The organism is uncultured Aliiroseovarius sp., assembly GCF_947497285.1.
Classification (GTDB): domain Bacteria; phylum Pseudomonadota; class Alphaproteobacteria; order Rhodobacterales; family Rhodobacteraceae; genus Aliiroseovarius.
Map to the genome: position 1 here is coordinate 352,636 of NZ_CANMFT010000001.1, position 21,945 is coordinate 374,580.

General features: G+C 60.1%; 16 protein-coding genes. 6 read left to right on the forward strand and 10 right to left on the reverse strand.

Going from position 1 to position 21,945, the window contains the following annotated elements; translation table 11 throughout:
* Positions 1-33: 33 nt before the first annotated feature.
* Positions 34-1,902 carry an ABC transporter ATP-binding protein gene (locus Q0864_RS01685; RefSeq protein ID WP_298565542.1) on the reverse strand — a complete coding sequence of 623 codons (1,869 nt, stop codon included), beginning with the start codon at positions 1,900-1,902 and terminating at the stop codon, positions 34-36.
* On the reverse strand, positions 1,899-2,585 hold the full coding sequence (locus Q0864_RS01690) for a tyrosine-protein phosphatase (RefSeq protein WP_298565544.1): 687 nt from the start codon (positions 2,583-2,585) through the stop codon (positions 1,899-1,901). Before Q0864_RS01690 ends, Q0864_RS01685 begins: the two co-directional genes overlap by 4 nt.
* Positions 2,586-2,743: 158 nt before the next feature.
* On the opposite strand from Q0864_RS01690, the gene Q0864_RS01695 reads away from it, so the two are divergent.
* Positions 2,744-3,943, forward strand: a complete 1,200-nt coding sequence (locus Q0864_RS01695; protein WP_298565546.1) for an aminotransferase class V-fold PLP-dependent enzyme — start codon at positions 2,744-2,746, stop codon at positions 3,941-3,943.
* On the opposite strand, the gene Q0864_RS01700 is transcribed toward Q0864_RS01695, so the two are convergent.
* Complete coding sequence (locus Q0864_RS01700; RefSeq protein WP_298565548.1) at positions 3,940-5,052, reverse strand: pyridoxal phosphate-dependent aminotransferase; 1,113 nt, start codon at positions 5,050-5,052, stop codon at positions 3,940-3,942. The two genes, Q0864_RS01695 and Q0864_RS01700, sit on opposite strands and share 4 nt — an antisense overlap.
* 96 nt (positions 5,053-5,148) lie before the next feature.
* On the opposite strand from Q0864_RS01700, the gene Q0864_RS01705 reads away from it, so the two are divergent.
* Positions 5,149-5,325 (forward strand): Tat pathway signal protein, encoded by a 177-nt coding sequence (locus Q0864_RS01705; protein WP_248364076.1) that lies wholly within the window; start codon positions 5,149-5,151, stop codon positions 5,323-5,325.
* Positions 5,326-5,387: 62 nt separating this feature from the next.
* Here the strand turns inward: Q0864_RS01705 and Q0864_RS01710 are convergent, their stop codons facing one another.
* From Q0864_RS01710 to Q0864_RS01725, 4 genes are all read right to left on the reverse strand, one after another.
* A complete protein-coding gene (locus Q0864_RS01710; protein WP_298565552.1) occupies positions 5,388-8,531 on the reverse strand; it encodes a valine--tRNA ligase in 3,144 nt (1,047 codons plus the stop codon).
* A 125-nt stretch (positions 8,532-8,656) separates the two neighbouring features.
* The gene (locus Q0864_RS01715; RefSeq protein WP_298565554.1) at positions 8,657-10,690 is read right to left on the reverse strand and encodes an autotransporter domain-containing protein; all 2,034 of its coding nucleotides are present in this window, start codon (positions 10,688-10,690) and stop codon (positions 8,657-8,659) included.
* Between the two features lie 342 nt (positions 10,691-11,032).
* Complete coding sequence (locus Q0864_RS01720; protein WP_298565556.1) at positions 11,033-12,661, reverse strand: alpha-D-glucose phosphate-specific phosphoglucomutase; 1,629 nt, start codon at positions 12,659-12,661, stop codon at positions 11,033-11,035.
* 45 nt (positions 12,662-12,706) lie between these two features.
* Positions 12,707-13,138, reverse strand: coding sequence for an Lrp/AsnC family transcriptional regulator (locus Q0864_RS01725; RefSeq protein WP_298565558.1), 432 nt, complete (start codon positions 13,136-13,138; stop codon positions 12,707-12,709).
* Between the two features lie 136 nt (positions 13,139-13,274).
* Between Q0864_RS01725 and Q0864_RS01730 the strand changes: the two genes are divergently transcribed.
* The gene (locus tag Q0864_RS01730) at positions 13,275-14,414 is read left to right on the forward strand and encodes a type III PLP-dependent enzyme (RefSeq protein WP_298565560.1); all 1,140 of its coding nucleotides are present in this window, start codon (positions 13,275-13,277) and stop codon (positions 14,412-14,414) included.
* 21 nt (positions 14,415-14,435) lie between these two features.
* Here Q0864_RS01730 and metF read toward each other — a convergent pair whose 3' ends face one another.
* Positions 14,436-15,302: a methylenetetrahydrofolate reductase [NAD(P)H] gene (gene metF / locus Q0864_RS01735; RefSeq protein WP_298565562.1), complete on the reverse strand. Its 867-nt coding sequence runs from the start codon at positions 15,300-15,302 to the stop codon at positions 14,436-14,438.
* 101 nt (positions 15,303-15,403) lie between these two features.
* Here metF and Q0864_RS01740 point away from each other — a divergent pair, with 101 nt between their 5' ends.
* The 3 genes from Q0864_RS01740 to Q0864_RS01750 all read left to right on the forward strand — a co-directional run bounded on the left by Q0864_RS01740 (position 15,404) and on the right by Q0864_RS01750 (position 17,440).
* On the forward strand, positions 15,404-16,309 hold the full coding sequence (locus Q0864_RS01740; protein ID WP_298565564.1) for a LysR family transcriptional regulator: 906 nt from the start codon (positions 15,404-15,406) through the stop codon (positions 16,307-16,309).
* A gap of 70 nt (positions 16,310-16,379) precedes the next feature.
* Complete coding sequence (locus Q0864_RS01745; RefSeq protein ID WP_298565565.1) at positions 16,380-17,168, forward strand: inositol monophosphatase family protein; 789 nt, start codon at positions 16,380-16,382, stop codon at positions 17,166-17,168.
* Between the two features lie 71 nt (positions 17,169-17,239).
* Positions 17,240-17,440 (forward strand): hypothetical protein, encoded by a 201-nt coding sequence (locus tag Q0864_RS01750; protein ID WP_298565567.1) that lies wholly within the window; start codon positions 17,240-17,242, stop codon positions 17,438-17,440.
* A 145-nt stretch (positions 17,441-17,585) separates the two neighbouring features.
* Here the strand turns inward: Q0864_RS01750 and Q0864_RS01755 are convergent, their stop codons facing one another.
* Positions 17,586-18,335 (reverse strand): rhomboid family intramembrane serine protease, encoded by a 750-nt coding sequence (locus Q0864_RS01755; protein ID WP_298566167.1) that lies wholly within the window; start codon positions 18,333-18,335, stop codon positions 17,586-17,588.
* Between the two features lie 55 nt (positions 18,336-18,390).
* On the reverse strand, positions 18,391-21,849 hold the full coding sequence (gene putA / locus Q0864_RS01760) for a bifunctional proline dehydrogenase/L-glutamate gamma-semialdehyde dehydrogenase PutA (RefSeq protein ID WP_298565569.1): 3,459 nt from the start codon (positions 21,847-21,849) through the stop codon (positions 18,391-18,393).
* Positions 21,850-21,945: the final 96 nt, after the last annotated feature.

Consider the following 21,945-nt stretch of genomic DNA (forward strand, 5'->3'; position numbering starts at 1 on the left):
CAATATAGGTGGGCTTGAGGCAAGGGGAAGTGCTCAAAACTGCTTTCGAAAGAAAAGCCGTTTCAGGGACCAGCGCGCAGGCTCTGTCTGGGTGGCAGAGGCTTTCAGGCCCTTTTGCGATGATCGCGATGCTCGTTGCGGGCTTTGCCGACCGGACCCGTCCTGAAACTGCAACTTATAGAGCTGGGCATAGATGCCCCCACGGGCCAGAAGCTCGTCATGGGTGCCCTGATCGACCACTTGCCCCTGATCCATCACAACGATCTTGTCGGCGTCGCGCACGGTGGCCAGACGGTGCGCGATCACCAATGTCGTGCGATCCTTGGACAGTCTGTCCAGCGCCTCTTGCACAAGTTTTTCAGATTTTGCATCCAACGCGGACGTGGCTTCGTCCAGCAGCAATACCGGCGCATCACGCAAGACAGCGCGGGCAATGGCGACGCGTTGGCGCTGCCCGCCTGACAGGTTTGATCCGCGCGGGCCGGCTTGGGTGTCCAGACCATGTTCCATGCGGGGCAGGAAATCGGCCACATGTGCGGCTTCAAGCGCATGGGCGAGTTTCTTCTCGCCCACGTCGGTGCGGCCCATCAGGATGTTGTCGCGCAGGGTTTCGTCAAAAAGCAACGCCTCTTGGCTCACCACGGAAAACAATCCGCGCAACTGGTCCAGCGGTAAGGTTGTGACGTCTGCGCCGCCGATCAAAACTTTGCCGGACTTCGCGTCCGCCAACCGTGACAAAAGGTTGAAGACGGTGCTTTTGCCCGCGCCCGAAGCCCCCACAAGCGCGGTCGTCTTTCCGGCTTCTGCCGTGAAGCTGGCACCGCGCAGGACCGGCGTATCCCCGTAAGAAAACGAAACATCGCGGAGTTCGATCTTTGCCTTGGTGGCTGACCCCGGAAGGGCTGCGGGTTTGGCTGGCGACAGAATCGAGGGGCGTTCGTCGAACACACGTCGAATGCGTTCCAAGCTGGCAAGGGCAGCCTGCCACGCGCCCGAAACCTTGCCCAGATTGCGTAAGGGGTCAAAGACCAACGCCATCGCGGTGAAAAAGCTCATGAATTCGCCGACGGTCTTGACGCCTGCGTTGATCTGGATGCCGCCATACACCAGCACACCAAAGAAACCGATGGCCGCAATGATATCAACCATCGCGACAATGCCGCCTTGATTGGCTTGGCTTTGTAAATGCGTGCGCGCGAACTGGTCGATCTCGCGGTCGACGCGACCCTGTTCGTGACGTTCGGTGCCAGACAGTTTGATCGAGTTGATGCCGTGAAAGATCTCGTCCAGCCGGGTCGAGATCTGCGCCGCAGAAGCGCGGCTGTCCGTTGTCGTTCGGCGCACCCGTTTTTGAAGGATTCCCATCGGAATGGTCAGGATCGGTGCGGCCGCAACGGCGACAACGACCCATAGCCAGTCAATCGACAACGCCACACCCAGCAGCGCCAGAAGCGACACGACATCGCGCGCCACAGCCGCCAGGACCACTTCCCAGATGTTGGCGATGGCCTGGGCGTCGCCGCGCACACGCTCCATCAGGGTGCCGGGCGAGTTTTCGCGAAAGAAGCTGCTGTCCAATGTCAGCATATGCGCCACCATGTCCGACTGAAGCCTGGCGGCCACGCGTTGGCCAACATGGACCATCAAGATGCGATGTCCGAAGGCGGCAAAGGCGCGAACGACGAAGATCCCGGCAACGCCCAAAGCGACACCGATGATCGACGATGTGCTGCCCGATGAGAACGCCACATCGAACATCGGTTTGATCATGTAGCTCAACCCGCCAAGGGCCAGCCCTTCCAGCAACATCAGAAACACCGCCGCGATCAGCGGTAGCCGGTAAGCCCGCATGTAGCTTTTCCAGATCCACCGGATCATGTCGGGGTGTTTCGGGTCGCTCATCCTTTGCTCCGCTTGGCTAAGAACGAGGCGGTTAGCGCCTCGGGGTCATAATGGGTCGCCAGCCAGTCCCGGATGGGCATAGGGTCGGTTTCGATTTGGGTGGCGTAGGCTTCTAGAAGATGATCCAGAATACCTGCCTTTGACCAGCGTTGATGCGCATATTTCAACGAAAGTTGCGCACGTGCCGCGTCGATGCTGGCCCCTTTTTGGTCCAGCAGATACAGCGCAGCTGCAATGCCGGTGCGGTCGGCCCCCGATTTGCAGTGTATGAGCATCGGCTTTTCGACACTGTCCATCAGGTCGAGTAGATCAAGATAATCCTGCGCGCTGCCCAGCTCGCGGGCGAACAGTTCGTGATCGTAGAGGGTCATGCCATAGTCCGCACAGGCCTCTTTCTCGAACAAATAATACGAAAACTTGTCCGGCCCGCGCAGGTTGATCACGCTTTTGATGCCGATCTTGGCAAGGGCGGGAAAATGCACCGGGTCGGGTTGGTTCGACCGCCATGCCTCGTCCGACAGCTTGTAGCGATTGGGCAGGATTCGGCGCAGAAAGGCATGGTCCACGAGGTTGTTGTGACACCGCGCGGCCCGTCGCGCCTCGGGCGTCGAGATATCGGTGCCAAACGAGCTTTTCCAGCTGCGTTCCCACTGTTTGATCCGGGCATAGACCTTGGAAAACATTGTGTCTCCGGGTGGATGGCCCAACGGTTTCGCGGGCGGTTTCGAGGCGGTGTAGCCTGTCGGACAAGTCCAGACAAGCACGGCCCGATCTTCGGTCAGTTGACGGGGCGGCGGGCGCGCACTACCGCTTGGAGGATTGATAACACGAGATGACTCGCATGACTCTCTCCTTTGGACGCTCATATCTTGCCATACCGGGACCGTCTGTGATTCCCGACCGCGTGCTGCGCGCAATGCACCGACCCGGCCCGAACATCTATGAGGGCGCCTTGGTCGCGATGATGCCGGACCTGACCCAAGGTCTGCGCGACGTGGCGCGAACCCGGCACAATGTGGCGATCTATATCGCAAACGGGCACGGCGCGTGGGAGGCCGCATTGTCGAACGTGCTTGCGCCGGGCGACCGGGTCTTATCGCTGTGCACCGGCCGGTTTGGCCATGGGTGGAGCGAAATGGCCGAGGCTTTGGGGGGCGACGTGCAGGTCGAAGACTTCGGCATGCGCGCACCTGTTGATCCGGGCCGGGTCGAGGCTGCTTTGCGCGCCGATCCAGCCGGCAACATCCGCGCCATCCTGCTGACCCATGTGGATACCTCGACCTCGATCCTGAACGATGTGGCGTCTGTGCGGGCGGCCATGGACGCCGCCGGCCACCCTGCGCTGTTGATGGTCGACTGCATCGCTTCGATGGGCTGTGACCGGTTTGAAATGGACGCATGGGGTGTCGATGTCGCCGTGACAGCCTCGCAAAAAGGGCTGATGGTGCCGCCGGGCGTGGCGTTTGTCTTTTTCAGCGACAAGGCCGCGCAGGTGCGGGCTGGAATGCCCCGCGTTTCGCGGTATTGGGATTGGACCGACCGCGCCAACCCCGAACTGTTCTATCAGTTTTTTGGCGGCACGGCCCCCACCCATCACCTGTATGGTCTGCGCGAGGCACTGGACATGATCGCCGAGGAGGGCGGGATCGAAGCCGTCTGGGCCCGCCACGCTCATCTTGCCCGCGCGATCTGGGCCGCGTTTGAGGCGTGGTCCTGCGATGGCCCGCTGGAGATGAACGTAGCGGATCGCGCGCATCGGTCGAACGCGGTCACGTCGCTGCGGATCGGCGCGCCACATGGGACGGCGCTCAGGCGCTGGACCGAGGATAAGACCGGCGTGACGCTTGGCATCGGGCTGGGAATGCAAACCGAAGACGACCCCAACGCAGACGGGTTTTTCCGGCTGGGCCATATGGGGCATCTGAACGCGCAAATGGTGATGGGCGCGCTGTCGTCGATCCAGTCCGGGTTGATTGCCTTGGATATCCCGTACGGTCACGGTGCGCTTGATGCCGCCGCGCGCGTGATCGCCGAGGCTTAGTCGCGTGCGTTTTCCAGCGCGACCGGTAGGGCGGCCGCGAAAGCATCCAGATCTTCTGGGCGACCCGCTGACACACGGATGCAGCGGTTTTGCGGGGCGGCGAAGGGCATGCGCACGAAGATGTCCTGTTCGGTCAGCGCGTCCAGCACGGCTTTGGCAAAGGCGCCGTCGCGACCGCAATCCACGGCCACGAAATTGGTGGCAGAGGGCAGGGTGGTCAAGCCGTTTTCGCGTGCGATCTGGTCTATCCGGGTTCTGGCGGCAGCCACATTGGCGATGGTTTGCGACAGGTGATCCTGATCGCGAAGCGCCGCCAGCGCCCCTGCTTGGCTGATCCGACACATGCCGAAATGATTGCGGATTTTGTGAAACGCGGTGATCAGGTCTTTTCCGCCAATCGCATACCCGACCCGCGCCCCTGCCATGCCGTAAGCCTTTGAAAAGGTGCGCATACGGATGACACGGGGGTCATCGGGGGCAAGACGCGGGGCCGTGCCGTCCGGGGCAAACTCGACATAGGCTTCGTCAAGGATCAACAGACAGCCCTGCGGCACACTGTCGATCATGCGCTGGATGGTATCAGCGTTGTGCCATGTGCCCATCGGGTTGTCGGGATTGGCGAGATAAACAAGCTTCGCGCCCGTTTCGGTCGCCTTGGCGATCAACGCGTCGGGGTCTTCATGGTCGTCCTTGTAAGGCACGGTCTCGATCCGCCCACCAAAGCCCGCAACGTGATAATTGAAGGTCGGGTATGCGCCTTGCGACGTCACAACCACATCGCCCGGACCCACCAGCAGCCGCGCAAGATAGCCCAGCAGCCCGTCAATGCCTTCACCGACCATGATGTTGTCAGCGTCGATCTGATGATGCACGGCCAGTGCGGTGCGCAACTCGAAGTTCTCCGGGTCGCCATACATCCACACATCCCGCGCAGCATCTGCCATCGCGGCGATGGCGTGGGGCGAGGGGCCGAACGTGTTTTCATTGGCACCCAGACGTGCGGCGAAGGCACGGCCACGGGCGCGTTCCTGCGTTTCGGGGCCCACAAATGGGACGGTCGCGGGAAGGCTTTCGGCAAGCGGGGTCAGGCGGGCATAGGTCTTGGTCATAGGGGTGTTAGAGCAGGGCAGATCGCAGGCGACAAGGTTGAAAATCGAGCGGCAACACCCAAATAAGACGAGTTCTTAACGAGTGGAGGGCGCGCTATGCCCAAAATGAACCGCCGACTTTTTCTGGCCAGTGCGGCCGCGGCTGGGGCGACCCGTGGGTTGCCACAGATCGCCAGCAAGGCCGTTAGTTCTCCGCCGATGCGCCGCGTTCTGACGCTTGTCTATGACAAGTCGCTTGGGATGATGCGCGCGGTGGAGCGGCTGGTGCCGTAAGGCACAAACAAAACAGGCCGGACTGCTTGCCCGGCCTGATGTTCAGTTTGCTGCCATTGGCCCTAACCGATTTCCTGAAGACGGGAGAGCGCGGTCAGCAGCGTCGCTTCTTCCTCTTCTCGGGCGGCCAGATTGGCGCGGGCCTCGGCCACAACCTCTGCCGGAGCGCTTGCTGCGAATTTCGGGTTGTTCAACCGTCCACGCAATCCGCCCAATTCCTTGCCAAGCTTGCCGAGTGACTTTTCAAGGCGCGCAATTTCTTCACCGACGTCGATAATGTCGGCCAAAGGCAGGGCGAAGATGCCGCCCGCCACCGCGATGGTGATGCAACCCTTGGGCAGGTCCGCCATCTCGGTCATGCTGTCAATCCGCGCCATGCGTTTGATCATCACCTCGTTGCCCGCCCATGCGGTGCGGCCTGCGTCATCCAGCTCTTGCAGGATCAGCGGAACTTTCAAGCCGGCAGGGACATGCATCTGCGCGCGCGCCGAGCGGATGTTTTCGATCAGCGAGATCACCCAGTTCATCTCGCGCGCGGCGTCGCCATCGGCCAGTTCTTCACCATAGGTCGGCCAGTCGGCATGGATCAGCATCGTGTCGCGGGCAGCAATCTGCCCCCACAGCTCTTCAGTGATGAAGGGCATGATCGGGTGCAACATGATCAGGCATTGGTCGATCACCCACGCCATGGTGGCACGGGTTTCGGCCAGCACAGCCACGTCTTCCGAATTCAACAGAGGCTTCGAGAACTCCACATACCAGTCGCAGACCTTACCCCATACATAGGCATAAAGCCCGTTGGCGGCGTCGTTGAAGCGGAAGGCCGCCAGCGCCTCGTCAACTTCAACGCGGACCCGCGCAGTTTCCGAGATGATCCAGCGGTTCACCGTCTGGGTCGGGCTTTTCGGGTCGAACCCGGCGACCGGTTTGCAGTCGTTCATTTCGGCAAAGCGGGCGGCATTCCACAGCTTGGTGCCGAAATTGCGATAGCCCGCGATGCGTTCGCGCGACAGCTTCAACACGCCGCCGATGGATGCCATGGAGGTGTTGGTGAACCGCAGCGCATCCGCACCGTATTCGTCGATGATTTCCAGCGGGTCGATCACGTTGCCGGTGGTCTTGGACATCTTCTTGCCCTTCTCGTCACGGACAAGACCGTGCAGATAGACCGTGTGGAACGGGTTCTTGCCCGTCACCGCCTGGCTCATCATCATCATCCGGGCGACCCAGAAGAACAGGATGTCCTGACCAGTGATCAGCACATCACCGGGGAAGAAGCGATTGAGTTCGTCGGTGTCCTGAGGCCAGCCCAGCGTCCCGAAGGGCCAGAGGCCCGACGAAAACCATGTGTCGAGCACGTCGGGGTCGCGCCACACGGGATAGACCAGCTTGGTTGGGTCCTGCGTGGTCTCATAGGCGGCAAGGCTTTCGGCCAGTGCATGAATTGCGGCTCCACGGTCCGCCACTTCGATCACCCGCGCATGGCTCAGGGGCGTGGGCAGGGTGACAAGCACTTCATCGAATTTCGGCGTCACCGCGTCGAAGTCATGGGCACAGTGGCTATGTTCATGGCCGGGCAGCATGTCTTGTTGCAGCAGCAGACGGCCCATTTCCACCAGATCAAGTGCGTTGTTGCCTTCGTCGTCCGTGAAGCCTTCACCCGACAGGTCAAGGCCATACCAAACAGGCACCTGATGCCCCCACCACAGCTGGCGCGAGATGCACCACGGTTCGATGTTTTCCAGCCAATGAAAGAAGACCTTCTCGCCGCTTTCCGGCATGATCTTCACGTCGCCATTGCGCACAGCGTCCAGCGCGGGGCCGGCGATTCTCTCGGCATCCACGAACCACTGGTCGGTCAGCATCGGCTCAATGACCACTTTCGAGCGGTCGCCGAAGGGCTGCATGATTGGTTTGCTCTCGACGTAGGGCACGGTCTCGGTGATCTGGGTCTCAACGCCGTCTTCGTCCATTTCGGTCCGGGTGACGTCGTGCATCACGGCCAGACCCTCGGCTGTGATCTGGTCAACCACCAGTTTGCGCGCGTCAAACCTGTCCAGCCCACGGAACTCATCCGGGACAAGGTTCATCGCGGCAATCTTTGCCTCGTCGAACCCTTCTTCGCCATTGGCGATGCGCTGGGCGGTCGCGGCTTCTTCGGCATAGGACAGACCATCGGCCCGCATGTGTCCGCGTGTATCCATCAGCGAATACATCGGAATGCCGCCGCGCTTGGCGACCTGATAGTCGTTGAAGTCATGCGCACCGGTGATTTTCACAGCACCCGAGCCAAAATTCATATCCGGGTATTCATCGGTGATGATCGGGATCAGGCGGCGATGTTCTTTCGGGCCGACCGGGATTTCACACAGCTTACCCACGATGGGCGCATAGCGCGTGTCATCGGGGTGCACGGCCACCGCGCCGTCACCCAGCATGGTTTCGGGCCGGGTCGTGGCGATCGAGATATAGTCGCGCTCCTCGCTGAGTGTGACATTCCCGTCCTCATCCTTTTCGACATAGGTATATGTCGCACCACCCGCCAGCGGGTATTTGAAGTGCCACATGTGGCCGGGCGTCTCGATGTTTTCGACCTCAAGGTCAGAAATCGCGGTCTCAAAGTGCGGGTCCCAGTTGACCAGACGCTTGCCGCGATAGATCAGGCCCTTGTCATACATGTCGACAAAAACCTTCAGAACGGCATCGTGGAAATCGGCCGAGTTCTCGTGCCCCGTGCGCGGATCACCGGGTGCGCCAGCCATGGTGAAGGCGTTGCGCGACCAGTCGCAGGTGGATCCCAAGCGCTTCAACTGGTTGATGATTGTCGAGCCATATTCGCCCTTCCATTCCCAGACCTTCTCAAGAAATGCCTCGCGGCCAAGCTCACGACGGCCCGGTTGCTGCGTCTCGGCCAGCATCTTTTCGACCTGAAGCTGGGTGGCGATGCCCGCGTGGTCCTGACCAGGTTGCCACAGCGTGTCAAAGCCCCGCATCCGGTGCCAGCGGATCAGAATGTCCTGCAAGGTGTTGTTGAACGCATGGCCCACATGCAGCGCGCCCGTGACGTTGGGCGGCGGGATCATGATCGCGAAGCTGTCCGCGCCCGGTTTGGCGTTTGCACCCGCTTTGAAAGCGCCCGCGTCTTCCCAGGTTTGATAGATGCGTGCCTCGGCAGATGCCGCGTCGAAGGTCTTGTCCATGGCCATGGTTTTGTCCCAAGTCTTATGAGTTCAAGACCGTTTACCCAAGACGAACGGAAAGGGGAAGCCCGGTCCCAAAAGACAACGCCCGAGCGCTGGGCTCGGGCGTAGCTTTTCAAAGGTGCGTTGGGTCAGAAGTTCATCTGATAACCGATCGACGCCATGGCGGTCGCCTCTTTCGAATATGGGGTCTGTGTCGCGCCGATCCCAATATCAAAAGCGCGCCCGTTGCCCAATTGGTGGGTATAGCGAACTTCGGCAAAGACGCGGCGATCACGTTCCGTTATCGGACCGGCGATGGAAAAGTTTGTCATGCCCGGAATATCGCTTGTGCCTGTTACAGGCCCGGAGTTGCGCGACAAATCCCACTCTACCCCAGCCGAAAAGCTTAGCCATCCGGCGTCCGACACGGCTTTGCCGACATTCGCGCCCAATGTCGCGACTGTTGCTGTGATCTCGTAATCATCGTAGGTCACCGGGAAGGCGACGTTGCCGGTTTCGGTATATCCGTCGCGGGTGACAGATGACCGTGCAAGTCGGGCAAATGGTGTGACATGTGCGGTGCCATACCGCATGCCGTATCCCAGCTCGACCGAGGCCGCCTGAGCGCGCATCTCCGACGAACCGGCGCCGGTTTCGGTGTTGGCCAGCTGCGTGGATCGGGTGATGTCCACATCCGCGCGCGTTTGCGCTGCGGCGACTTTCCATGTCAGCCCCTCGCCACCCACTGCACCGTTGCGCAGAAACAGACCATAGCTTGTGAAATTCCCATCGATCCCGAAACTGCCAAGCGTGTTGTTGTCCGATCCAAGACCGATATAGCCGCCAAGGGTCAACGAAGGCGTCAGGGCGGTTGCAGCAGTCAAACCCCCGACGACGGCATCGTTGTCATCGTCGCTGCGACTGGCCCCAATGGAAACGCGCATCGCGATGGGCATCGGCCCGCCTTCGCCACGGCTGGACAGGGCTTCGCCCGCCAAACCGCCTGATGGTGCTGCGATTTCCTGTCCCAGCACGAATTGGGCAAGGTTGGCGATTGTTGCGGCTGCGCTGGCCTGATCGGCAGCGCCTTGCGCCACCTGTGCCAAAGTGTTGACGTGGTCCAGCATCGTGCCGCCCGGCGCCTTTCGGTTCTCGCGCCAGATAAACCCGCGAAGGTTCGTGCTCGCATCGAACTCGGACACGCCGACAACGATGCTGCCATCATCGCTGATTCCGGTGGCCCGCGAGTTGCCATCGTTGTTGGGGGTCAGGTCGCCCAGATACATCCCGGTTCCTGCGCCGTCCCATCGGATCGCGCGGAAGCGTTTGGGTGTTTGTGCAATGGTGAACCCGGCGACGTAAGTGCCGTCTTGGCTGACAGCCAACGCGCGCGTTTCGCGCAGGTCGGCTTCGTTTGGTGCCAACAATTGCACCATGCCGGTTCCCTCTGACCAACGAAATGCCCGGTTGTCCACCGGTGCAGGAATGGCAGAGCGCCCAACGACCACCAGGCCATCGCCGCTAACGGCATGGGCTTCGCTGAACCCTTTCACGCCGCCGATGGTGCCCAAATCCTGCATGCCGCCGGTCGGTGTCCAGCGGAAGGCGTGGAAGCCATTGCGAGCCGAGGCTCCGCCAACGACCACATTCCCGCTATCGTCAACGCCGTTGGCCCGCGCAAGCCCGCTCAGGTCGCTTTTCAGGGTGCCGATATCGGTTACGGTGCCGGTCTTCCGGTCCCAGACAAACGCGCGTTGCGGCAGCGAGCCGTTCCCCATCGTGCCGATGATTTTCTTTCCATTGCCGCTGACACCGTTGGCAAAGCTGTTGCCGCCCAGCATCGGGGGTGCTGCCACCATCCCAGAGCCCGCGGTCCAGTAAAAGGCTGTCGGTTGGCCGGCCCCGACCGTCAGCTCGCCAACAATCACCGATCCGTCATCGCTGACCCCGCGCGCTGCGCTGAAGGTGCCCGAGAAGCTGGGGTCAAGTGCGGCTAAAGCGCCGTTCTGGAATGTGAAGGCTTGCGGGATCCCGGTGGCAGATTGTGAAAACCCGACGACCAGCTTGCCGTCGCCCGAGACCGCAAAGGCTTCGGAAAAAGCGAGCCCGGTTGCTGGCGGAAGGGTTGGGATCTGTTCAAACGTAGGCCCTGCTGCATGGCTGCCCTGCACGCTTGCAGCCAAGGCCACGCTTGCAATAATGCTTTTTGCGATCCCTAGATTTACCGTAGTGGCACACCCGTGCCGCCCTCTTTTTCGTGTTATGCACAAGCTCATTTTGTTCCCCTTGCCCTCGGCCGCGATCTTGCACGCTTCAGACGCAAATCCACACCCGTTAACTTAGGTTAACTATGCCTTGAGAAAGGCGAAAAGCCAAGAATTAAAGGGCTTTGTTAGTTCGTGTGGCGTTGAGGTAAAGGCCGGGTTCCTGGCCTGACGGGCAAGGGCGCTCTGAATCTCGCATTTTCGCAACTCAAAAGTTGCTTAAAGCAACCAATCCCACCGCACACCTTCGCTTTCTATGCGTCAGCTGATCACATCCGGAGCACTGCGCCCTGTGAAATGCTCGACCCTTGCAAGCGACATCGTGGCCTTGATCACGTGCTCCAAGGCGGTCTGTGCGTCAGTGTCGTGGCGCTGGTCTGGCGCGGCATATTGTTCCAGATAGACCCGCAAGGTCGCCCCTTCTGTGCCGGTGCCGGAAAGTCGCAACATTGCGCGTGCGTTGGTCGTAAATGTCAGGATGATCCCCTGACCGACGCTTTCTGACCCGTCGATCGGGTCGGTATAGGCAAAATTCTCGGCCGATTTAACGGACAGCCCCGCGGCGCTTTGACCGGGTAGATTGGGCAGCGCGGCAATCAGTCTATCCATCAAGGCTTGGGCTTTTTCGCTTTCGATCGCCTCGAAATCGTGACGCGAATAGTAGTCGCGACCATATTTAGCCCAATGCGCCCTCAGGATGTCTGCGACCGGTTCCTTGCGCGCGGCCAGAATGTTCAGCCACAACAGCACCGCCCACAGGCCATCTTTTTCACGCACGTGATCGGAACCAGTGCCTGCGCTTTCTTCGCCGCAGATGGTCACGCGCCCGGCATCCAGCAAGTTGCCGAAAAACTTCCAGCCGGTTGGCGTGCGGAAGATCTCGATCCCCAAAGCTTCGGCAACCCGGTCGGCTGCCGCCGAGGTTGGCATTGAGCGTGCAATGCCCTTGAGACCCTGCGCATAGCCCGGCGCAAGCTGTGCGTTGGCCGCCAGAATGGCCAGGCTGTCGGAAGGGGTTACATAGGCAGCCCGCCCCACGATCATGTTGCGATCCCCATCGCCATCCGAGGCTGCACCAAAATCGGGCGCGTCGGAGCTATGCATCAGATCAAAAAGCGGTTTCGCCCAGACCGGGTTGGGATCGGGGTGCCCGCCGCCGAAGGTCTCGCTTGGTTCGGCGTTGACCACGCTGCCTTGTTTCGCGCCAAGCCGATGTTCTAAAATGGCCGTGGCATAGGGGCCGGTCACCGCATGCATTGCGTCAAAGCACAGTGTAAACCCGCCGGCGATCAGGTCGCGGATGGCGTCGAAGTCGAACAAGGTCTCCATCAGGTCCGCGTAGTCCGAAACCGGGTCCACCACCTCGACCTCCATATCGCCCAATGTGGTTTCGCCGATCCGATCCAAAGATGGGGCGGCCATATCCGCAATCTGGTAGCGGGTGATCTGTTTTGCACAGGCAACGATGGCGTCGGTAACGGCCTCGGGGGCGGGGCCTCCATTGGCAACGTTGTATTTCAGGCCAAAATCGCCCTTGGGTCCACCGGGGTTGTGGCTTGCCGACAGGATCAACCCGCCATCGGCTGCACGTTTGCGGATCAGGTGGCTGGCGGCTGGTGTCGACAGCAAGCCGTTCTGACCGATGATCACCCGCGCCACGCCATTCGCCGCCGCCATGCGCAAGATCGTCGACATCGCGGTGCGATTGAAATACCGCCCGTCGCCGCCCATCACCAATGTCTTGCCTGCGGGGTCGATCGCGTCAAAGATCGCCTGCACGTAGGTCTCAAGGTAGCCGGGCTGCGAAAACACCTCGACTTTCTTGCGCAACCCGGAGGTGCCGGGGACCTGCCCGTCGATCGGTTTGGTCGTGCAGGTGGAAATTTGCATTGGGGAACCTCGTCCAGAATTCAGTCGGCATAGAATGGCGACATGTTAACCTAGCCGATTGATCCGCGTCGAGAGATGGATAAGGCTTTCTGAGCTTTTGACCCCGTCGATTTCGCCAATAGCATCAAGACTTTGGTCGAGCACAGTGGTCGAGGCCGCTGCAATTTGCAGGATCATGTCAAATCTTCCCGAGGCCGTATGGGCCGTTTCGACCTGCGGCATCGTTTTGAGCCGCGCCAATACAACCGGGGTCGAGCGCGGTTCGATTGCGATCAAGACGGTAGCGCGGATCCGGTCGCCGCGCGCCGCGTCGCCCAGACGCAAGGCATATCCCGCGATGATCCCCTTTTCTTCCAACCGTTCAATCCGCGCCTGCACGGTGGAGCGCGCAAGACCAAGCCGCCGCGCGAGCGTGGCCACGGGAAGGCGCGCATTTGTTTCCAGCTGGGCGATCAACTCGCGGTCTTTTTCGTCCATTCGCCTAAATCCTTCGATGTTTCGTCGGAAAATACCTTACATTTGGTATGAAATGCCACTGGAAATCGACGGTCGCGGGCCAGATTCTTAACATGTGACCGCGAACAGACACTCTAAGACCAAAAAGCGAGCAAACATGAGCAGGCAACCCTCGATCTGGCTGACAGCCTTGTCCCATCTGAAAACCGAAACGCCATCCCGGCCCGTGCTGTATTTTGCGCCTGCGACCCTGCAGGCGACGGCGCGCCGTTTCATCGACGGGTTTGACGGGCTGGTGACATATGCTGTCAAAGCGAATGATAGCCGTGTCGTTCTGGAAAATCTTGTTGCGGCCGGGATCAGCGCATTCGATGTCGCAAGCCCCGAGGAAATGCATGCGCTGCGCGCCGTGTCACCCGATGCAGTGATGCACTACAACAACCCCGTCCGGTCGCGGGCCGAAATTGCCGAGGCGGTCGCGCTGGGCGTCAAATCCTATTCCGTGGATGCGCCTCATGAATTTCGCAAGCTGCAAGCCCAGGTCGCCCCGAAAGGCATCGAGGTTGCGGTGCGTTTGCGGCTTCCCGTTGCGGGGGCGGCCTATCATTTCGGTGCGAAGTTCGGGGCTGATACGGAAGATGCGATCGCGCTTTTGAAAGAGGTCGCCCAAGCGGGCTATACCCCGTCGATGACTTTTCACCCCGGCACACAATGTGCCGAGCCCGCAGCGTGGTCCACTTATATTGTGACCTGCGCTGACGTGGCGAAGAAAGCTGGTGTGCGGCTGGCCCGGTTGAATGTCGGTGGCGGATTTGCCGCCGACCGTGGCGTTGCACCGGATCTTGAAGCGATCTTCGATGCGATCCACAACACGGCGCAAAGCGCCTTTGGTGCCGACGTGCCGCGTTTGGTTTGTGAACCCGGTCGCGCGATGGTGGCCGAGGCCTTCACCCTTGCCACGCAGGTCAAATCGATCCGCGAAGACGGGGCCGTCTTTCTGAACGACGGGATATATGGCGCCTTGTCCGAGGCGCCTTCGATTGGGGTGCCGGACCGGATTGTTACCGTTACACCGAAGGGTAAAGCGCACCAGGGTATCGCCACGCCGCGTGTGGTGTTCGGTCCGACCTGCGACTCAATTGACCAGCTGCCTCATCCGTTGGCTTTGCCTGCTGATCTGGCGGAAGAGGACTATGTGCTGTTTGCCGGAATGGGCGCCTATAGCATGGCGACCGTGACCCGCTTCAATGGCTACGGGGTGCTTGAACTGGTGACGGTGCAGCACGCCGGACTGTAATCCGCCGCGCCGCGACGCGCCTTATGCGACGTCTTGAAGCGTGACGCGTGGGGTGATCCCCAGCGCGCGCGCGACATCGCGTGTCAGTGCCGGCTTGTTCAGGGTGTAGAAGTGCAGGTCCTCTACGCCGCCATCAATCAGGTCCGAGCACAACTCGCTGCACAGTGCTGTTGCCAGCAGGTCTTCGCGGTTGTCGCGGTTGGCTTTGTCGAACGCGTCATCAAGCCACGCCGGAACCGTCGCACCGCAGCGTTCCGCAAATTTGCGCACACCTTTCCAGTTCTCGATCGGCAGAATGCCCGGAATGATCGGCACGGTGATGCCGGCCCGTTCGCACTTGTCGCGAAACCGGAAAAACGTGTCTGCTTCGAAGAAGAATTGAGTGATTGCCGATCCAGCGCCTGCGTCGACCTTGCGTTTCAGCCATGCAACATTGTCGTCCATGCTGCCGCTTTCAGGGTGGGGGTCGGGATAGGCGCCGACACGAAGGTGGAAGTCCCCAGTATCTGCCAGTGCCTCGATCAGTTCGACCGATGAGGCAAAGCCGTCAGGGTGCGGCACAAAGCCAGCGCTTCCTTTGGGGGGATCGCCGCGCAGGGCCACGATTTCGCGCACGCCTTCGGCGGCATAGCCGTTGGCGATTTCCATTGTTTCTTCGCGCGAGGCGTCGACGCAGGTCAGATGCGCGGCGACATTCAGGCCATAATGCTTGTGGATCGTGCCCACTGCGTCATGGGTCAGCTCTCGGGTCGTGCCGCCCGCGCCGTAAGTGACGGACACAAAGCCGGGATCCAGCGGTGCCAATTCACGAACGGTTTCCCAAAGTCGGAATGAGGCGTCCAAGGATTGTGGCGGGAAGAATTCGAAAGAGATGTTTGGCGTGATCATGGTGGCCTCGGATTGCGACTCGTTAATCGGATGGCCCCTTGTGCCTGTTTTTGGTTTGTGAGACAAATTCATATTACTCACATTTAACATGAGCCTCATACATGTATCTGGAATTTAGGCATCTGCGCACAATCCGTGCCATTCACCAATCTGGCAGCTTGGCGCGCGCAGCAGACACCCTGCACATCACGCAGTCAGCCCTGAGCCACCAGATCAAGGGACTGGAAGATCAGGTCGGGATGGAGCTGTTCCACCGACGCACAAAACCCATGCGGCTTAGCCCGGCAGGTATGAAGATGTTGCGCCTTGCCGAAATGGTCCTGCCCGAAGTCGCACGGCTTGAGGAGGAATTTCGGGCGCTCAAATCCGGTCGTTCTGGTCGCCTTCACATCGCGATCGAATGTCACGCCTGCTTTGACTGGTTGTTTCCGGTGCTGGACCAGTTGCGCCACGCCTGGCCCGAGGTCGATCTGGACATCCGTCAGCGACTGGCTTTCGATGCGCTGGAAGCCCTCCGGCGCGAAGAAATCGACTTTGTCATTTCGTCGGACCCGGTGGCGTTGCCCGGGGTTACTTTTTCACCGCTGTTTGACTATGAACCCAGATTTGTCGCGGCTGCCGCGCACCCCTTGGCGCAACACGATCACATCGAAGCCGAAGACTTCGAGGAAGAGCTGTTGCTGACCTATCCCGTAGACCGTTCAAAAACCGATGTTTTCACTGGTTTGTTAACGCCTGCGCGGGTTGAACCGCGCGCTGTTCGGCAGGTCGAGATGACCGAGGTCATCTTGATGCTTGTCGCCGCTGGGCGTGGTGTGGCGGTGTTGCCGGATTGGGTTTTGCGCAAGGTCGCGGATAATTCGGATTTCGTGACAAGACCGCTGACACCAAACGGGCTGTCCAAGCGGATGTATGCGGCGACACGCGACGAAGACACGATGGTGCCCTATGTCGCCCATATGATCCGGCTGTGTCGATCGGAGCCGGTAAAACGCCAACGCAGTTGAGCCGCTAAACCGACTTGGCAAACAAGGCGTCTGCGCGTATACGCGCCGTCTGAGAAGATAGGAGCGCCCCATGGAAGGCAGTGCAAATCTGAATGTGATGATCAAGGCTGCCCGAATGGCGGGTCGCAGCCTTGTGAAAGACTTCCGTGAAGTCGAGAACCTGCAAGTCTCGATGAAGGGGGCCGGTGATTTCGTCTCAAAAGCGGATATTGCGGCCGAAAAGATCATCCGTGATGAGCTTATGGAAGCGCGACCCAACTACGGCTGGCTGGCAGAGGAAAGCGAAGCGATCGAAGGCAAAGACCCGACGCGGCGCTGGATTGTTGACCCTCTGGACGGCACGACGAATTTCTTGCACGGACTGCCACATTGGGCGGTGTCCATCGGTCTTGAGCACAAGGGCGAGGTCGTCGCAGGCGTCATCTTTGACGCCGCCAAGGACGAGATGTTCGTCGCCGAAAAAGGCAAAGGCGCCTGGCTGAACCAAAGCCGCCTGCGGGTTTCGGGCCGCGCGCGGTTGATCGAAAGCCTGTTTGCGACCGGATTGCCCTTCGGGGGGCGGTCGGATTTGCCGGAAACGATCCAGGATCTTGCGCGCATCCTGCCGTCGTGCTCTGGCGTGCGCCGGTATGGATCGGCGGCGCTTGATCTCGCGTATGTAGCGGCCGGGCGGTATGATGGGTATTGGGAGCGGCGCCTGAATGCATGGGATATGGCCGCGGGGCTGATCATCGTGCGCGAAGCCGGCGGCTTCATCGAACCGATCACGCCGGGCAAAAATGTGCTTGCTGACGGGGAAGTCATCGCAAGCAACGAAGCCATTTTCGACAAGTTCGCAAAGCTTGTTCGGGGCGCCTGAAATAGAAGTGTTTTCTGCAAAAAGACGTTTGAAGGTCACATTCCTGCCTGAAAGTCAGGTGAAAAGAGCCTATGGAACGTATTTTATATATTAAATGCCAATTGGCTGATTTGTTTCGGGATGAGGACGGTGCTGTCACCGTCGATTGGATCGTCCTGACCGCTACAATATTGTTTTTGGGGATGATCAGCATGTTTATTGTGACTGGCAACATCCCGGGATTTGCTGACAGGGTCAGCAGTTCCTTGTCAAACATGACGATTGGCGGCTAAGGCACGTCACCGATGCTAGGACCTGATTGGTGCTTCGGAAGGTTTCCGGGGTGGGTGTCCTGACACGGCAAGATGCGCTTTATGCGACAAGCAGTGTTTTGCGCTGTCGTTTGGCGTCGTTAAATGCGGCGCATGGGCATTCCATCTATTTGCGTCGATAGACGGTCGGCACGCTGGTTCGGTCCAGCCGATAACGCGTTTCCGGATGGTCCGGGTGGCCGTCCGTTCTGGCCCAATAGGCCGTCCCTCCCAACCCCTTCCAAACAGGCAGCACGAATAAAAACCCAGCGATGAAGCCCCCGGCATGCGCCCAATATGCGACGCCGCCACCGACCTGCGACAGGCTCAGCGCGCCATTTACGACCTGAAGCGCGAACCAGATCAGTAGCATCAGCCAGGCTGGGAACGGAACGACCCTGAAAATGATGACGATGATGAACAGCACATCGACACGGGCGCGCGGAAACAAAAGCAGATAGCCCCCCATTACGCCTGCAATGGCACCCGATGCGCCAACCATGGGCACGGGGCTTGTGACGTCGGCACCGATTTGCAACAGCGCCGCGCCAAGCCCCGAGATGGCATAGAAAACGGCGAATCTGACATGCCCAAGAACATCTTCAAGGTTGTCGCCGAAGATATACAGAAACAGCATATTGCCCGCGAAATGCAGAAACCCTGCATGAAGAAACATCGAGGTCAGGATCGTCTCGAATCCGTCGCCGGACATCAGGCGCAGGGGTATAATCCCAAACCGCTGGAAGACGGCACCGGCGGCAGCCTCGTCGCTATAAAGCGGCCACATCATCGCAAACACGATCAGGTTGGCCGCGATCAGCCCATAAGTGACATAAGGGGTGCGCTCAGACGGGTTGTGATCACGGATCGGGAACATTGGCTGACTTGACCCGATGCGATGCACCTGGTCAAGCATAGGCTTGCGCTGTGGTCTATTGTGCGGCCAGATCAGGCGGCTGCGACATCAGCAGAAGCTCGGCATTGCCACCCGAGGCCGTGGTGTCGACACAGAGATGCCGTTCGTGGGTGACGACTTCTGCAGTTATTGCACCGGTGATCAAAGGCAAAATCGCGCCGTCGCGCGCTGCGAGTGCCGTCACCAAGGCGCGTGCGGTCTGTGCATCGCCCCAATAGACCGCACCACCGATGCCGTTCAGATCGCCAAGCGCTTCAGCGCTGAGGTTCGATGCAACGACAGCCCGCCCACCAAGGGCTTCGATGTCGGCTTTCTGGCGCGTTGCCACAGCTTGTCCGGGTCCAAGGCAGACGAAAGGGTCGCGGGTGTGTGTTGACAGCTGGTTCAACTCTCCGGTCGGGCCGGGCAGCCGTTCTGAGCCAAGAACAAGGTCCGCGGTTGCTGCCGCTATGCTGGCAGACAAGGCGGCTGCGTCAGGCGGAGCCGTTTTGTCATCCGCACCGGAAACAGGCGAAGGCGCCGGTGCGCAGAACCGGTCCATATAGCATGGTCCGCCCGCTTTGGGGCCAGTGCCAGAAAGGCCCTCTCCCCCAAAGGGTTGCGACCCGACGATGGCCCCAATTTGGTTGCGGTTCACATAGGCATTGCCGACATGGATACGCTCAACCACGTGCTGCACCCGGTCGTCGATCCGCGTGTGCAGGCCGAATGTCAGGCCATAGCCCGTGGCGTTCACCGCATCGATCACGGCGTCAAGGTCTTCGGATTTGAACCGGGCGATATGCAGGACCGGTCCAAAGATTTCGCGTTCCATCTGGTGAATGCCGTCGATGCGGATCAGGGCAGGGGCGATGAAATGCCCCGTTTGTGGGGCCGAAAGCTCGTGCAGCAATCGGCCTTCGGCGCGGGCGGTGTCGACATAGGCTTGAATCCCGTCTTGCGCCTCTTGGTCGATGACGGGGCCAAGGTCCGATGACAAATCCCAAGGGTCGGCGGGTGAAAGCGCATCCATCGCGCCGATCAGCATTTCGGTCATGGCGTCCGCGATGTCATCTTGCACGTAAAGGCAGCGCAGCGCAGAGCAACGTTGACCTGCCGACTGAAAGCTTGACGCGACAATGTCGCGCACGGCCTGTTCCGGCAGCGCGGTGCTGTCAACGATCATGGCATTCAGCCCGCCGGTTTCGGCAATCAACGGGGCTGCGGGTGACAGATGCTTGGCCATCGCGCGCCGAATTACCAGTGCGGTTTCGGTCGAGCCGGTGAAGGCCACGCCACTGATGCGTGCATCCGACGTGACGGCTGCGCCGACCGTCGCCCCATCACCGGGCAACAGCTGAAGCACCTCGCGCGGCACACCGGCCTTGTGCAGCAGCTTCACGGCCTCATACGCGATGATCCCGGTTTGCTCGGCCGGTTTGGCCACCACACCATTGCCCGCCGCCAAGGCTCCGGCGATCTGGCCGGTAAAGATGGCCAGCGGGAAGTTCCAGGGCGAGATACAGGCGAAAACCCCACAAGCATCGCGCGAAAGCAGCGGGATGCGGCTGGCATAGTAGCGAATGAAATCAACGGCTTCACGCAGCTCTCCCATGCAGTCGGGCAAAGTCTTGCCAGCCTCGCGGGCCAACAGGGCGAAGAAGGTGCCGAGATGATCCTCATACAGATCGGCAGCGCGGTTCAGCACCTTGGCGCGGTCGTCAGGGCTTGCATTCCAACGGGTGGCCGCGCCAAGGGCTGCCGACACGTCTTCGGCGCTTGCCCATGTGATCTTGCCGACCGGGCTGCCATCGGCAGGGTTGGTGACGGACACGACTTGGCCACCCTTCGGCGTGGATGCGATCAGCGGCGCGGCCTTGAACGCCGTAGAATAGTGTTTGCCGCGTGCCGCATCGATCCTTTCAAGATGCGGCTCATAAGTCAGGTCCAGCCCCATCGAGTTCTTTCTCGCGCCGAACAACTCTGGTCCGGTCGGAACATGCGGCGCGGGGTGATCGAGCGCGTCGAACGGGCAGGCCGCGACCTCTTCGGGCGTGACGCTTTCGTCAACGATCTGGTTTACAAACGAGCTGTTGGCGCCATTTTCAAGAAGGCGGCGCACAAGATAGGCCAGCAAGTCTCGATGTGCGCCGACCGGGGCGTAGATACGGCAACGGGTGCCGTTCTCGTCCATGATGATCTGATGCAAACGCTCGCCCATGCCGTGCAAGCGTTGGAATTCATACCCACGCGCGTCCACGCCCGAACTATGCGCAATGTCCAGAATGGCGGCCGCTGTATGGGCGTTATGCGTCGCAAACTGCGGATAGATGCGATCTGTCAACGACAGCAGTTTGCGCGCATTGGTGATATAGCTGACATCGGTGGCCACTTTGCGGGTGAAAACCGGAAACGCGTCCAGCCCTTCGACCTGTGCGCGCTTGATTTCGGTGTCCCAATAAGCGCCTTTGACCAGACGGACCATGATCTTGCGGTCCAGTCGCTGGGCCAATGCGTGAAGCCAGTCAATGACAGCGCCCGCTCGTTGGCCATAAGCCTGCACGACGACGCCGAACCCGTCCCACCCGGCCAGTGCCTTGTCGCTGAGCACAGCTTCGATCACGTCCAGCGAGATTTGCAAACGATCTGCTTCTTCGGCGTCGATATTGAAGCCCATGCCCGCCGACTTCGCCAAGTGCGCAAGGGCAGAGACGCGTGGCACAAGTGTCGCCATCACCCGGTCGCGCTGGGCGCGTTCATAGCGTGGGAACAATGCCGACAGCTTGACGGAAATGCCGGGATTTGCACGGATATCTTTTGATTTACAGGCGCCTGCGATCTCGGAAATTGCCTTGGCATAGGACATTTGATACCGCCGGGCATCATCATCGGTCAGCGCAGCTTCGCCCAGCATATCATAGGAATAGGTGAAGCCTTTCGCCTCCATCTTTGCACCGCGTTTCATCGCGTTGCCAATGGTCTCGCCCAAGACAAACTGGTTACCCATTTCCTTCATTGCACGACCAACTGCGGTGCGGATGACAGGTTCGCCCAGTCGTTTGACTGCGCCGCGCAGCGCACCGGCGATGCCGGGTTCGCGTTCATCCAGCACCTTGCCGGTGACCAAAAGCGCCCAAGTCGAAGCGTTCACCAGCGAAGACGATGACCGCCCAAGATGCTTGCCCCAGTCGCTGGGCGCGATCTTGTCTTCGATCAGCGCGTCGATGGTTTCTGCATCTGGAACCCGCAAAAGGGCTTCGGCGAGACACATGAGCGCGATGCCCTCGTCGGTCGACAGGCCATATTCGGCCAAAAAGACCTCCATCATGCCCGGATCAGACGACGCGCGGATGGCGCGCACAAGGTCAGCGCCACGCGCGGCGATCCGCGCGCGGTCATCGGCCGTCAGCCCGGCTGACCGGACAAGCGTTTGAATGTGGCTTTCTTCGTCCGTGTAGGCGAGGCGGTCGATGTTCTGGCGCAAAGAATCAGTCATTTCGCAGATCCCATTGATGTTCACGTTTCCCCTATGATATTCCGAATTAGCCTAGCGGTATTCCTGAATATTGTCTGGACACAGTTAATATGACCT

Coding starts and splice junctions, on each gene's coding strand:
- metF (WP_298565562.1), bottom strand. CDS start 15,302: ATGATCACGCCAAACATCTCTTTCGAATTCTTCCCGCCACAATCCTTG.
- Q0864_RS01710 (WP_298565552.1), bottom strand. CDS start 8,531: ATGGCCATGGACAAGACCTTCGACGCGGCATCTGCCGAGGCACGCATC.
- Q0864_RS01750 (WP_298565567.1), top strand. CDS start 17,240: ATGGAACGTATTTTATATATTAAATGCCAATTGGCTGATTTGTTTCGG.
- putA (WP_298565569.1), bottom strand. CDS start 21,849: ATGACTGATTCTTTGCGCCAGAACATCGACCGCCTCGCCTACACGGAC.
- Q0864_RS01730 (WP_298565560.1), top strand. CDS start 13,275: ATGAGCAGGCAACCCTCGATCTGGCTGACAGCCTTGTCCCATCTGAAA.
- Q0864_RS01740 (WP_298565564.1), top strand. CDS start 15,404: ATGTATCTGGAATTTAGGCATCTGCGCACAATCCGTGCCATTCACCAA.
- Q0864_RS01705 (WP_248364076.1), top strand. CDS start 5,149: ATGCCCAAAATGAACCGCCGACTTTTTCTGGCCAGTGCGGCCGCGGCT.
- Q0864_RS01745 (WP_298565565.1), top strand. CDS start 16,380: ATGGAAGGCAGTGCAAATCTGAATGTGATGATCAAGGCTGCCCGAATG.
- Q0864_RS01700 (WP_298565548.1), bottom strand. CDS start 5,052: ATGACCAAGACCTATGCCCGCCTGACCCCGCTTGCCGAAAGCCTTCCC.
- Q0864_RS01755 (WP_298566167.1), bottom strand. CDS start 18,335: ATGTTCCCGATCCGTGATCACAACCCGTCTGAGCGCACCCCTTATGTC.
- Q0864_RS01690 (WP_298565544.1), bottom strand. CDS start 2,585: ATGTTTTCCAAGGTCTATGCCCGGATCAAACAGTGGGAACGCAGCTGG.
- Q0864_RS01695 (WP_298565546.1), top strand. CDS start 2,744: ATGACTCTCTCCTTTGGACGCTCATATCTTGCCATACCGGGACCGTCT.
- Q0864_RS01725 (WP_298565558.1), bottom strand. CDS start 13,138: ATGGACGAAAAAGACCGCGAGTTGATCGCCCAGCTGGAAACAAATGCG.
- Q0864_RS01720 (WP_298565556.1), bottom strand. CDS start 12,661: ATGCAAATTTCCACCTGCACGACCAAACCGATCGACGGGCAGGTCCCC.
- Q0864_RS01685 (WP_298565542.1), bottom strand. CDS start 1,902: ATGAGCGACCCGAAACACCCCGACATGATCCGGTGGATCTGGAAAAGC.